10 protein-coding genes are annotated in these 12103 nt (G+C 64.8%); all 10 read right to left on the bottom strand.

What is annotated here, in order from left to right; translation table 11 throughout:
• Positions 1 to 24: 24 nt before the first annotated feature.
• Positions 25 to 1089: a protein-glutamate methylesterase/protein-glutamine glutaminase gene (locus MRX98_RS07205; RefSeq protein ID WP_246904492.1), complete on the bottom strand. Its 1065-nt coding sequence runs from the start codon at positions 1087 to 1089 to the stop codon at positions 25 to 27.
• A gap of 5 nt (positions 1090 to 1094) precedes the next feature.
• Positions 1095 to 1532 (bottom strand): response regulator, encoded by a 438-nt coding sequence (locus tag MRX98_RS07210; protein ID WP_246904494.1) that lies wholly within the window; start codon positions 1530 to 1532, stop codon positions 1095 to 1097.
• Between the two features lie 11 nt (positions 1533 to 1543).
• Positions 1544 to 2074 carry a chemotaxis protein CheD gene (locus MRX98_RS07215; protein WP_246904497.1) on the bottom strand — a complete coding sequence of 177 codons (531 nt, stop codon included), beginning with the start codon at positions 2072 to 2074 and terminating at the stop codon, positions 1544 to 1546.
• A 114-nt stretch (positions 2075 to 2188) separates the two neighbouring features.
• Positions 2189 to 4267 carry a chemotaxis protein CheA gene (locus MRX98_RS07220; protein WP_246904500.1) on the bottom strand — a complete coding sequence of 693 codons (2079 nt, stop codon included), beginning with the start codon at positions 4265 to 4267 and terminating at the stop codon, positions 2189 to 2191.
• A gap of 3 nt (positions 4268 to 4270) precedes the next feature.
• A complete protein-coding gene (locus tag MRX98_RS07225; RefSeq protein ID WP_246904503.1) occupies positions 4271 to 4573 on the bottom strand; it encodes an STAS domain-containing protein in 303 nt (100 codons plus the stop codon).
• Between the two features lie 22 nt (positions 4574 to 4595).
• On the bottom strand, positions 4596 to 6617 hold the full coding sequence (locus tag MRX98_RS07230; RefSeq protein ID WP_246904507.1) for a coiled-coil domain-containing protein: 2022 nt from the start codon (positions 6615 to 6617) through the stop codon (positions 4596 to 4598).
• Complete coding sequence (locus MRX98_RS07235) at positions 6607 to 8544, bottom strand: ATP-binding protein (RefSeq protein ID WP_246904509.1); 1938 nt, start codon at positions 8542 to 8544, stop codon at positions 6607 to 6609. Before MRX98_RS07235 ends, MRX98_RS07230 begins: the two co-directional genes overlap by 11 nt.
• Before the next feature lie 73 nt (positions 8545 to 8617).
• Positions 8618 to 9139: a chemotaxis protein CheW gene (locus MRX98_RS07240; protein ID WP_246904512.1), complete on the bottom strand. Its 522-nt coding sequence runs from the start codon at positions 9137 to 9139 to the stop codon at positions 8618 to 8620.
• An 18-nt stretch (positions 9140 to 9157) separates the two neighbouring features.
• Complete coding sequence (locus MRX98_RS07245) at positions 9158 to 11266, bottom strand: methyl-accepting chemotaxis protein (protein WP_246904515.1); 2109 nt, start codon at positions 11264 to 11266, stop codon at positions 9158 to 9160.
• A 9-nt stretch (positions 11267 to 11275) separates the two neighbouring features.
• Positions 11276 to 11815 (bottom strand): hypothetical protein, encoded by a 540-nt coding sequence (locus MRX98_RS07250; protein WP_246904518.1) that lies wholly within the window; start codon positions 11813 to 11815, stop codon positions 11276 to 11278.
• Between the last annotated feature and the right edge of the window lie 288 nt (positions 11816 to 12103).

A 12103-nucleotide genomic window follows, 5' to 3' on the forward strand; every position in this document is an offset into this window, starting at 1 on the left:
AGTGAAAAACCATCTTTCGCAGTTTCAAATGCATTGCCGCAGGACTGTTGCGGCGATTTGTTCCAGGGGGACCACCTTTTCCACCGCCCCCTTTTTGATGGCCTCCTTGGGCATGCCGAAGACCACGCAGGTGGCCTCGTCCTGGGCGATGGTGAAGGCGCCGGCCTCTTTCATTTCCAGCAGCCCCTGGGCGCCGTCGTCCCCCATGCCGGTCATCAGCACCCCTACGGCATTGGCCCCGGCATAGCGCGCCGTGGAGCGGAACAGCACATCCACCGAGGGTCGGTGGCGGCTGACCAGGGGGCCCTCCTTGATCTCCACGAAGTAGCGCGCGCCGCTGCGCTTGAGCAGGGCGTGGCGGTTGCCCGGCGCGATCAACGCGCGGCCCCGCATCACCGTGTCGTCGTTCTCCGCCTCCTTGATGGTCATCGGGCAGGTGGCGTTGAGCCTTTCGGCAAAGGCGCGGGTGAAATTCTCCGGCATGTGCTGCACGATCACCAGGCCGGGGCTGTCGGCCGGCAGCATTTGCAAAAAGAGCCGCAGGGCCTCGGTGCCGCCGGTGGAGGCGCCCACGGCGATCACCTTTTCCGTGGTGCGCACCATGGCCCGGCTGCCCGGCTTGGCCAGCACGGCGTCGGCGGTCAGCTTGGGTTCGATGCGCCGCAGGGGGACAATGCGGTTGACCTTGGCGCGGGCCGCCGCGCACACCGCGTCGCAGATGCGCACCCTGGACTCTTCCAGAAAGGCGCGGGTGCCCACCCGCGGCTTGGCGATCACCTCCACGGCGCCCAGCTCCATGGCCTTGAGCGCCGACAGCGAGCCCTTCTCCGTCAGGCTGGAGCAGATCACCACCGGCACCGGATGCTGGCTCATGACCTTCTCCAGGAAGGTGAGCCCGTCCATGCGCGGCATCTCCAGGTCCAGGGTGATCACGTCCGGCACCTGGCGGCGCATGCGCTCGGCGGCGATGAAGGGGTCCTGGGCCGTGGCGATCACCGTCAGACGGGAATCGGCATTGAGGATGTCGGACAGGGTGTTGCGCACCACCGCCGAATCGTCCACGATCAATACCCGAATCGGGGTTCCCATGGCGTCTACTCCTTGGTGGTCGGTGCGCGGCGGGCCTCTTGCGCGTCGTTCAGCAGCCCCAGTTGGCGCAACTCCGATTCCAGTCTTTCCGGGGCCAGGGGCTTGACCAGGTAAGCGGTGGCGCCGCCCCGGTAGAAGGCCTCCACCACGGAGCGGGGATCGTCCAGGGCCGAGAGCATGATCACTTTCACCTCGCCGGTTCCGCGGATACCCATTTGTGCCTCCGTGGCCCTGATCCGGCGCAGGGCTTCCTGGCCATCCATGTCGGGCATCATGATGTCCAGGCAGACCAGGTCATAGGGCCTGCCTGCCTGTAGCGCCCGCTCGAAGGCTGTGACCGCCGCCAATCCGTCCTCCACGGCGTCGCAGGGCCCAAAGCGCTCCAGCTGCCGCCGGGCGATGGTGCGCGAGGTGAAATCATCTTCCGCGATCAATGTTTTCATACCGAACTCCTTTAAATTGCCGATTCGCCGATCGGGTCGACCGGGGTCAGTCGTTTCAACCAGACCTCTCCGCTGCCGGTGTCGAAGAGGATCTTGCGGCCTGCCGTGCCGCCCACGTCCGCCACTTTGAGGGACAGGTGCAGCGCTTCCATGGCTTCCAGGGCCGCCTCCACATTGAGCCGGCCGATGCTGTGGGATGCATTCTGCCCGGGCCGCCGCGCCATCATGGCGGCGCCGCCGAACAGCTTGACTTCGATTTGGCCCGGCCGCGCCCCGCGCGCGCTCATCCAGTGCCCCATGGCCGTGACGGCGCAGGGGGCATAACGGTAGGCGGCATCGCACCGGTCGTCGCACGCCTCCGGACGGGGGCAGCGGGGGTGCAGCACATGACAGATGGCGGCCGATCCGCTGTGGCGGTGGAACAGGGTGACCGAAACGCACGATCCCAGAACCGTGGTCACCACCGCCGGCTGTTCGGTCCGGATCAGCTCCCCCGGTTTCAGGTAGTGCTGTGGTAGATCGGCAAGGTGTGACAGCGGCATGGCGCGGTCCTGCTTTCGGTGGTTTCCCTGTTGCCTGAAAAGGCCTTTCAACGCTGTCGGCGACGGAAAGGCCGTGTTCGCTATCGGACACGGAACGGTCGAGACCATGGCGTGCTAGGCTGCCTGGTCCAACCCGTGAATCAACTGCTGCACGTCCAGAATCAGCGCCACGGTGCCATCGCCCAGGATGGTGGCGCCGGAGATTTCCTGCACATCTTTGTAAAGCGTGTTCATGGTCTTGATAACGATCTGGTGCTCGCCGATCACCCGGTCGACCACGATGCCCACTTGATGGTCGTCCACCTGGTTGATCACCACCTGTTCGATGGCCGGCGGCGCGCCGGCCACGGCGAAGCGTTCGCGCAAGGGGATGTAGGGCACCAGGCGGTCGCGGATGTTGAGAATGTTGCGCCCGTGGGCGTCGGCCACATCCTGGCGGGTCAGCTCCACGCAGGCTTCCACGGAGGCCAGGGGCAGCACGAACTTCTCCGCGCCGATCTGAACCAGCAACCCGTCGATGATGGCCAGGGTCAAGGGCAGCTTGAGGGTGATGGTGGTGCCGCGGTCTTTCTCGCTGTTGATCTCGATGCCGCCGCGCAGCGCTTCCAGGCTGCGCTTGACCACATCCATGCCCACCCCCCGGCCCGAGACGCTGGTCACCGTGCCGGCGGTGGAAAAGCCCGGCAGGAAGACCATTTGCAGCAGCTCCTTGTCACTCTTTTCCGCATCCGACGCCAGCAGCCCCTTGGCGACGGCCTTGGCCCGGATCCGCTCGGGATCGATGCCCGCGCCGTCGTCCGCGATGCGGATCAGCACATTGGCCCCGGAGTGCTCGGCCTGGATGCGGATGGTGCCCTGCGGTGGCTTGCCCGCCGCGCGGCGCTGTTCGGGGGTTTCGATGCCGTGATCGATGCTGTTGCGCAGTATGTGCACCAGGGGGTCGTTGAGCTGTTCGATGACCGTTTTGTCCAGCTCGGTTTCACCGCCCTCGGTGTGCAACTCGATGGACTTGCCCAGTTCGCCGGAAAGATCGCGCACCAGGCGGCGCAGTTTGGTGAAGGCGGTTTCGATGGGCAGCATGCGCACGCTCAGCACGTGATCGCGCAGCTCGGCCGTCAGCCGCTCGACCACCTCGGTGATGGCCAGCAGCTCGGGGTCGCGGTCGGTTACGGCCTTCTGGCTCAAGCGCGCCTGGACCGTGACCAGCTCGCCGACCAGGTTGACCAGGGCATCCAGCTTTTCGGCCGCCACGCGCACGCTGGCGGCCGCGGCAGGCGGGTCGCACTTGCGGCGCGTCTGTTCCAGGAACTGCTGCTCGGCCAGGGCCGCGCACACCTGCTCGGGGCGCACCGCCTGGGCATCCACCAGCAGCTGTCCCAGCCGCTTCTGCTCTTGCACAACTTTTTCCACCATCGCCGGGGTCACATCGCCCCGCGCTACCAGGATTTCGCCCAGCCTGGGCAGGGCATCATCGGCCGCCGGCCCTTGGGCCAACAGATCGATGGACAGATCGCAGCCATCCTCGGCGAAGATGAAGACATCCTTGACGGCGTCGAGCCCCTGGTCGGTGCTCAGCAGAACGTCCCAGCGCAGGTAGCACTGTTCCGGGTCGAAGGCGGCCGGTTCGGGCAGGCGGTCGGTGTGGGCGACCACCCGGCAGGATCCCAGCTCGGCCAGTTCGTCCAACAGGGCCAGGGGGTTGGTGCCGCTGGCGAACAGATCGGCGTGGGGCGCGAAGCAGATGCGGAAGATCTGTTCATCGCCCGCGGCCGCCGCTCTGTCTTCCGGATCCGCCGTGGCGGGTGCTGCGGCCGCCGGCGCCGTATCTGCCGCGGGCGCCGGCAGGGCCCGGAAGCCTTCGATGATGCCGGTCCCCCGGTCGGCGTCGGCCGTCCCGTCGAGCATGGCCTTGATCTGATCCCGGGCCGACAGGGCCAGATTGACCAGGTGGGTGGTCACCGGGATATGGCCGTCGCGCACGCGGTCGAACACCGTCTCCACGTCGTGGGTGAAGGCGGCGATCTCATCGAAACCGAACATGGCCCCCGACCCCTTGATGGTGTGCATGGCCCGGAACACCCGGTCCACCAGATCCTTGTTATCGGGGGTTTGCTCCAGCTCCAGCAGCGACGTCTCCAGCTCGCTCAACAGTTCGTAGGCTTCGACTTTGTAAGCCGCTTGTTGATGGTCCATATGCTACACCTTTTCCGTGAAGGAGGCCGTGATGCCGGCGCGTTCCAGGATCGCTCGCAAAGGGTCCGAAGGGGCGCTCAGGGCAATGCTGCGCTCCGGCGCGTCGGCCGCCTTGAGGAGTTGACACACGATCTGCAAGCCGGCGCCGTCGCACTGTTCCACCGCCCCCAGGTCCACGGTCAACGGGCCGGCGCTGTTGAGCAGGGGCAACAGAGCGCACCAGGTGTCGGCGGCTTCCCAGACGGTCAGCGCCCCGGTCAGGCAAACGGTTTGACAGCCATCGATGGTTTGGATTTCTAGGGGCATGGGGTCTCCTTTGCGTTGGCCATCAGAACAGTTCCACGTTGTCATCGAAGTCATCCGCCGCCGTCTCCGCCATGGCCTCGGTCGGTGCGCTATTCTGCGCCGCGGCAGGGGGGGCGGCCGCGCCCAGGTGGGCCTGACGTTCGCGGTCCATGGTGTAGCGCGCCATGATGCGTTGTTCTTCGGCCTGCCAGTCGTCGGGGGCGGCGTCGGCGAACGGTTGCAGTTGTGCTTTGACCGCTTCCAGGACGGCCATTTGATCGCGGCATCCCCCGCACAGGGCATCGAAGAAACCAAGGCGTTCACGACTCTCCTGGATGCGCGTTTCCAGTAGCAACCCCGTTTCCAGGGATCGGCCCGAGTGCTCCTTGAACAGGGTGCAGGCCGTGGAGAAGGCGGCGATGCCCTGATGCAGCCGGCTGCCGGCGCTCTCTTGCGCCCCTTGGTCGTCTTGTTTTTCGTCCATTCCGCCGGCGCAGCGCGCGATGCGCTCCATGATGCCGCTGACTGCGCCGATGGTGGTGTTGGACTGTTCGGCCAGGTCCTTCATTTCGTTGACGATGGCGGCGATGGCGCGTCCGGCGTCCCCCAGTCGCGAAGAGCGGATGACGGCGTTTAAGGCCTTGAGGCGGATTTCGAAATTGATGTCCCGTACCTGGTCGATGTGTTCGTTCATACGGGCCATGGTGCGCCCGGTTTGCTCCCTGGCCGCGGCCAGGCGTCGGAGGTGGTCCCGGCCCTCGTCGAACAGGGCGATCAGGCGTTCCAGTTGGCGGGTCAGCACGGTCACCGGGTGGTGGCCGCGGGTGCCGGCCGCAGGGCAGGCGCCGTCGATGACCAGGGTGTCCAGGGCTTCGGCGCGGGTCACCGACGCGACCGCCGACTGCAATCGTTCCAGGGCATCGGCACTTTGCCGGCGTACGCCGTTCAGATCTTCGGTGATGGTCTGCAACTGGGCCATCTGCAGGCGGTTGATGCCGTAGACCCGCCCCAGGATCGCCTGCTGGGCCGAATGCGGGAGAGGGACCTGCGCGGCCGTGGCGATGATTTCCAGTGCCTCGTCCAGGGCTTCCTGGATGTGGGCGGCCCGCTGGGAGATGTTGTCGTGGATCTGCACGGCCACCACCAGTTGGCCCACCTGCCGGTCGATCTGCCGGGACTGATCGCCGATGCGATCCAGCGCCGCCATGCTCAGCTCCATGAATCGCGCTACCTGCGCCAGGGCGGTCTGCACAGCCGTGCGGGCATCGTCCATCAGTTCTTCCAATTGGGTCATGCGGGCGCCGATGTCGGCATGCACCGCGTCCAGGGCGTGGCGCGCCGCCTGGGTGTCCGTCCCGATGGCCCCCACCGCCGTGTGGACCGTGCGGGCCAGTTGGGTAATCTCTTCGGCCAGGGCCTGGAAAGCGGCACTGGCCGCCTGGCTGCGGGCACTTTCGATGCTGATGGTCAGGCCCACCATTTTCAGGTTCTTGGCCACCTGCTTGAACTGCTGGTTCTGCTGCTCCAAAGCCCCCAGGTCGGCCTGGATGGCCGCCAGACCCTCAAGGTCGTCGGCCAACCGCCGCCGGCGGGCCTGGATCTCTTCGATGGCACCGGCGGCATGCTGTTCGATGTCCCGCAACGCACCCTGGATGGAGGGCTCCTGCTCTTCGGAAAGCACGGCCGTGATGGTTCCGGTCAACTGCTGCGCTTCGGCCTGGATGGTTTGCAAGCGCCCGCCCAGGTCGAGAAAGTCCCCTTCGGTCCGGGCGCAGAGGCCTGTCAGTTCGTTGCCGCAACCCTGCAGGGTGGCCGAGAGGGCGGCGTTGTCCAGCAAGGGCGCCGGTGCCGGTGCCGCCTTGGCGTCGATCGGCGGTTCGGGAAGCGGCGCTGGGGCGGCCGGTTCGGACGGTGGGTCGGTGGGGGCGGCGGCCGATGATCGGCGGCGGCTCCATCGGCGGATCGCATCCAGGCCGCGACCGATAGCGGTCGGCGGTTGCAGCCATTGGCGAATGGAGAGGGGGGCGATCAATCCCATGATACCCTTTCTGAAATCACGTTTCATCTTCAATCTTCACTGTTTTCATTGCCGTGTTGCTGGTTGCCAATGGTCGGTTGCCCTTGCCGTCGTCGGTCAGGGGCAGGCGCACGGCAAAGGTGGTGCCGGTGGCGCGGGTGTTCTCCACGGCGATGGTGCCGCCGTGGTTCTGCACGATATCGTAGACCACCTTCAATCCCAGTCCGGTGCCGGCGCCCACCGGCTTGGTGGTGAAGAAGGGGTCGAAGATCTTCGCCAAATGGTCGGCAGCGATGCCGCTGCCGCTATCCTCGATGCGGATCACCGCCTGATCGTCTTCGCGACAGGTGCGGATGGTGATGATCCCTTGCCCGGCGATGGCCTGGGCCGCGTTGACCAGCAGGTTCAGAAACACCTGGTGCAGCCTTTGGGGGTAGGCGTTCAGGGCCGGCAGCGCGCCGTAGTCCTGCTGGATGTCGATTCTGTCCCGGGTGTCGTGCCGGATCAGGTTGACGGCGGCATCCAGGATTGCATGCAGATCGGTCGGCGTCGGTATTTCGTCACCGGGGTGGATTGCGGTCTTCAGGTCGTCGACGATGCGGCGGATGCGGTCGGTGCCTTCCCGGCTTTCGGCGATGAGGGCGCCCATGTCTTCCATGATGTAAGCCAGGTCCAGGGTCTCGGCCAGATCGACCGTGGCCGCAAGCTTTTGCTGCACCTTTGGCGGCAATGCAGCTGCGACATCGGCTTGTAGCAGACACCCACGAAGGTCGCCACAGGCCGATGTGAAGGCTTGCAGGTCGCCATGGTATTCGGCCAGGGTGTGCAGATTGCTGCTGATGAAGCCGGCGGGATTGTTGATCTCATGGGCCACACCGGCGGCCAGTTGGCCCAGCGAGGCCATCTTCTCCGATTGCATGATCCGGGTCTGGGACTGTTTCAAAGCGGTCAGGGCGTGGGCCAGTTCCTGGTTGGTGCGGGTCAAGGTGGCTTCGGCCTGCAAGCGCTCGTCGTTTTCATCTTGCAACCTGCGATTGACGGCAGCCAACTCGGCCGTGCGCTCCTGGACCTGTCTGGACAACAGGCGGCGCTGTTTGTCGCGGCGCAGCTCCCGCGTCTTGGCCTGGGTGGTGCTGCGCAATTGGATGGCAACGCCTTCGGGTCGCGCAAAGAGGCGCAGTTCGAGCCAATCGTGCAGATGGTTGTGGTTGATTTCGATTTCGCAGCTTTGCGACGTCCCCGTGGCCGACACGTTTTTTATTGTTGTGTCCAACCCCGCGTCGGCCGCCCAGGGAAACGCATCGCCGAACTTTTTGTCGATCGCATCGTCGTGGGCCAATGCCAGCCATTCGCCGGCCGCCCGGTTGATGTAGGTGATGCGTCCGTGCATGTCCACGGCGACGAAGCCGTCGCTGACGCTCTCCAACAGCGTGAGCATGTCCTGGTTGCTTTGCAGCAGGGCCGTTTCCACCCGCCTGCGGTAGTCGATCTCCTGTTCCAGTCGCTGGTTGATCCGCCGCAGCTCGGCGGTGCGCTGGGCGACCTTATGCTCCAATGCTTGGTGGGCCTGTCGCAGTGCCTCCTCCTGGGCGGCCAGGCGCCGCTGGGTCTCGCGCTCCGCCAGGACCCGTTGCACCACATCGGGCAACATTTCCAGCAGGCCGCCCGATTTGGTCAGGTAGTCCTTGGCCCCCTCCTTGAGAATCTTGGCCGCCAACCGCTCGTCACCCCGACCGGTGACCATCACCGCCGAAACATCGGGGTCGATACTGCGCAGCTTGCGGTAGAGTTCCAGGCCGGTGGTGTCCGGCAGATCGTAGTCCAGCAGTACGACATCGAAGGTCTCGCTGCCGAACTTGGCCACCGCCGTCGCGCCATCCCCGGCGAAGGCCACGGTATGGCCCGACTCCCAGAGACAATAGGCCTGGGCCGTGGCGGTGGGTTGACTGTCTTCGACAATGAGTACATTGGCCATGGGAAGATCCGTGATATTGCTGTTCGGTATTCGGCGGCGGGGGGACGGCCAAACGCCGTCCCCCCGCCGTTACTCAGGCCGCTGCTTGATCGGCGGCGCTTGGGGTCGTTTGGTCCGGCGCCTGCACCATGGCCAGTTCATCCACGGAGAAGATGCGATCCACGTCCAGGATGATGATGAACTGGTCGTCGTGCTTGCCGATGCCCTTGATGAAGTCGGTGTTCCAGCGGGCGCCGATCTTGGGGGCCGCCTCGATCTGGCCGGTCGCCATCTCCATCACGTTGTGCACCGCGTCGGCCAGGGCGCCGATGACCGTCACCTCGCCGGCCAGGGCGATCTCCATCACCACGATGCGGGTGTCCAGGGTCTGTTCGATCTTGTCCATGTCGAATTTGAGCCGCAAATCCACCACCGGCACCACGCTGCCGCGCACGTTGATCACGCCGCGCATGAAGGCTGGCGAGCGGGGCACCTTGGTGATGGTGGTCACGTCCAGAATCTCGCGCACCTGGGAGACATCCAGGGCGAACATCTCCTCCCCCAACCGGAAGGTCAGGTATTGGTGCAATGCTTTGTTGTCCGTATGCTCTGCCATCGTTCGGTCCTTTCGCCGTTAGAAGCGTTCGAATTCCCCGTCGCGCTCGTCGCCCTTGCCCATGTCCAGGTCGATGCCGCCGGCGGGCACCGGGTGAAACGCGGAGCGGGCGTGGCCGTTGCCGTTGCCGGCCGACGGTTTGACGGCCGGCTGCGCAATGCGGGGGGCGATATCGGCTTTGGGGGCCTTGGCGCGTGCGGCGCTCGTCCTGGCCCGTTTGGTGGCGGCAACGCCGTGGGTGTCGATCTTGAAGAAGGCCACCGCTTCCTGCAGCCGTTCGGCCTGGCTGGACAGCTCTTCGGAGGTGGAGGCCATCTCCTCGGAGGCCGAGGCGTTCTGCTGGATCACTTGGTCGAGCTGCTGGATCGCCTTGTTGACCTGGTCGGCGCCGCTGTTCTGCTCGTTGCTGGCCGCGCTGATCTCCTGGACCAGTTCGGCGGTCTTCTGGATGTCGGGCACGATGCGGCCCAGCATCTCGCCGGCCTTTTCGGCCACTTCCACGCTGGAGCCCGACAAACTGCTGATCTCGCCGGCGGCCGTCTGGCTGCGCTCGGCCAGCTTGCGCACCTCCGAGGCCACCACGGCGAACCCCTTGCCGTGCTCGCCGGCGCGGGCCGCCTCGATGGCCGCGTTGAGGGCCAGCAGATCGGTCTGGCGGGCGATCTCCTCGATGATGGAGATCTTCTGGGCGATGTCCTTCATGGCGCCCACGGTGCGGGTCACGGCCTCGCCGCCGTTCTGGGCGTCATCGGCCGCCTTGAGGGCGATCTTCTCGGTCTGGGTGGCGTTGTCGGCGTTCTGCTTGATGTTGGCCGCCATCTGCTCCATGGACGAGGAGGCCTCTTCGGCCGATGCGGCCTGCTCGGTGGCCCCCTGGCTCATCTCCTCGCTGCTGGAGCTCAGCTCCTGGCTGCCCGAGGCCACGTTGTCGGCCGCCGACTGCACGTCGGCCACGATGGCCCGCAGCTTGTCCACCATGTTCTTCATGGCCGCCAGCAACTGGCCCGTCTCGTCCTTGCTGTCCACCTCGATGGCAACGGTCAGATCGCCCTTGCTCAAGTTGTCCGCCACGTCCACCGCCTTGATGATGGGGGTGGTGATGGCCTTGGCAATGAGCACCCCGAGCCCCATGGCCACGGCCACGCCCACCAGCAGGGCGATAACGGTGAAGCCCTTGATGAAGGTGGCTTGGGTGTGGGCCGCTGCCACTTCTTGAGCGGTGGCCTTTTGATTTATCTCGGCCAATTGGTCGAGCAGGTTCATTGCCTCGCGTTGACGCTCTAGCACGGGACCCAAGGCCTGAGCCACTACCTGCTCTTGTAATTGACGCGAGTCCTCGGAAATGTCGATCATGGCCCCAAAACCGCCAAAAACCGCTTGCATGGCCGGCAGCATGGTGTTGCGGTAGGTGGCCCGGGCCTCATCAACACGGCCTTCATTCATCAGTCGCTTGATACGGCCCACCGCCTCATGGAAATGGCGATGGGGAGTTCCGACCTCACGGATGGCGGTCATCAGGGCCGGGTTGTCGGAATGAAAGGTCGGCAGGTATCGGCCCGCATTGCAGGTGGTGTGGTCGTCACCGCCGTCGAAGTGGGCGTGACGGTCTTCCAGAAGATCCCTGACCCGGGTGACAACAATATAGTGGTCCTTGGCAAACTGCTCCAATTGGCGGGAAAGATCGTCGGGGTTTGCAATGCCGTTGGCATCGAACTGCCGGCTCAACTCCACCAGCTTGGTGTTTTCGCCGCGCCAGGTATTCCACGCCTGGGCGAACTGCTGCCACACACGGTCCTCTTCCTGGGTTTTGGGCAGGCCGTCGTATAAATCGTAGGCCGGTTGGTAGTATTCGCGCAGCCTTGTCAAGTTGCCGTATTGGCGTTGGCGGACTTCGGGCACCAGGCCTGCGATGGCGAGGGAACGGGCCGTGGCGCGGGCGCTTTCGGCGCTCTCTTTGATCACCATCAAGCTCTGCATACCCGGCATCCGTACTTCGCCGATGTCGGTGATTGCATGGTCGCTCTGGTTGGCGCCGTAGAACCCCACCAGGCCGACGGCCAGGGTGATAAGGGCCACGCCGCCGAAGGCCAGGAGCAGCTTGTTGCGCAGTTTCAGGTTTTTAAACATGGTTTCCTCCTATTTGACGAGTGATTGGGTGGGTTGGCATGGCGGCTTCGTTGCGGCACCGGTTTTGGCCGCCTTGGGCGCGATCCGCAGAAAGCGCCGGGGCAGGCCGTGCAGCCGATAGAGCAGCGAAGGGGTCTCCTGCGAATGCATTCGGTGTGCGTTTTGCAAATGGGTCATCAGGTTGGCCACGACGGCCTGCAGCTCCCGCAGATCAATGGAAGGGCCCATCAGATAGCGGGGGCGCAGGCGATGCGCCTTGGCGAAAGTCGCCTTGTCACAGTCGGGTTGCATGAGAATCAGGGCAAAATCTTCAAACCAGGACGCCATGGCGACCATTTGGTCCAGTTCCCGATGACATCCGGCCAGCAGGATCACAAGGCAGCGGTGGCGCGGCAACTGCTGAATGGCCTGGCGCACTTCGTCGACTTGCCTGCAAATGTGGAATGCGGCGGGCCTCACGAGGGCACCCTCCGCGATGGTGCGGGCGATCGCCTGGGCCGCGGCCTCCTGGCTGGGTGCGAAAATCAGAGCGACGGGCTTGTCATTCATGGCATTCCTGTGCGGTTTGTGATCGATAACGTCACTTTTCTCTGAAGGCAGGGACAGCAAGCTGTGTGCCAATCCATAATGAGCAATTTGTTGAAAGAGTAGAACGAATTAAAACGGTAAGATATGCGAAGATTGGGGAGGTGTGGTGGGATGCGGTGCTGTCCGGCGGTCCAGGAATCCGTCCGGTCCGAGAAGACAATAAGACCGCCGCAGGGTCCTGAAATGCAGGTCGTATGAGGACCAACGGGGGTGTTCAGGAGGGCGCTGCGGATTGAAGGTCATCCGGAA

Source organism: Desulfatitalea alkaliphila (assembly GCF_022968795.1).
GTDB classification, from domain to species: domain Bacteria; phylum Desulfobacterota; class Desulfobacteria; order Desulfobacterales; family Desulfosarcinaceae; genus Desulfatitalea; species Desulfatitalea alkaliphila.

Coding starts and splice junctions, on each gene's coding strand:
- MRX98_RS07245 (WP_246904515.1), bottom strand. CDS start 11,266: ATGTTTAAAAACCTGAAACTGCGCAACAAGCTGCTCCTGGCCTTCGGC.
- MRX98_RS07210 (WP_246904494.1), bottom strand. CDS start 1,532: ATGAAAACATTGATCGCGGAAGATGATTTCACCTCGCGCACCATCGCC.
- MRX98_RS07240 (WP_246904512.1), bottom strand. CDS start 9,139: ATGGCAGAGCATACGGACAACAAAGCATTGCACCAATACCTGACCTTC.
- MRX98_RS07205 (WP_246904492.1), bottom strand. CDS start 1,089: ATGGGAACCCCGATTCGGGTATTGATCGTGGACGATTCGGCGGTGGTG.
- MRX98_RS07220 (WP_246904500.1), bottom strand. CDS start 4,267: ATGGACCATCAACAAGCGGCTTACAAAGTCGAAGCCTACGAACTGTTG.
- MRX98_RS07230 (WP_246904507.1), bottom strand. CDS start 6,617: ATGAAACGTGATTTCAGAAAGGGTATCATGGGATTGATCGCCCCCCTC.
- MRX98_RS07235 (WP_246904509.1), bottom strand. CDS start 8,544: ATGGCCAATGTACTCATTGTCGAAGACAGTCAACCCACCGCCACGGCC.
- MRX98_RS07250 (WP_246904518.1), bottom strand. CDS start 11,815: ATGAATGACAAGCCCGTCGCTCTGATTTTCGCACCCAGCCAGGAGGCC.
- MRX98_RS07215 (WP_246904497.1), bottom strand. CDS start 2,074: ATGCCGCTGTCACACCTTGCCGATCTACCACAGCACTACCTGAAACCG.
- MRX98_RS07225 (WP_246904503.1), bottom strand. CDS start 4,573: ATGCCCCTAGAAATCCAAACCATCGATGGCTGTCAAACCGTTTGCCTG.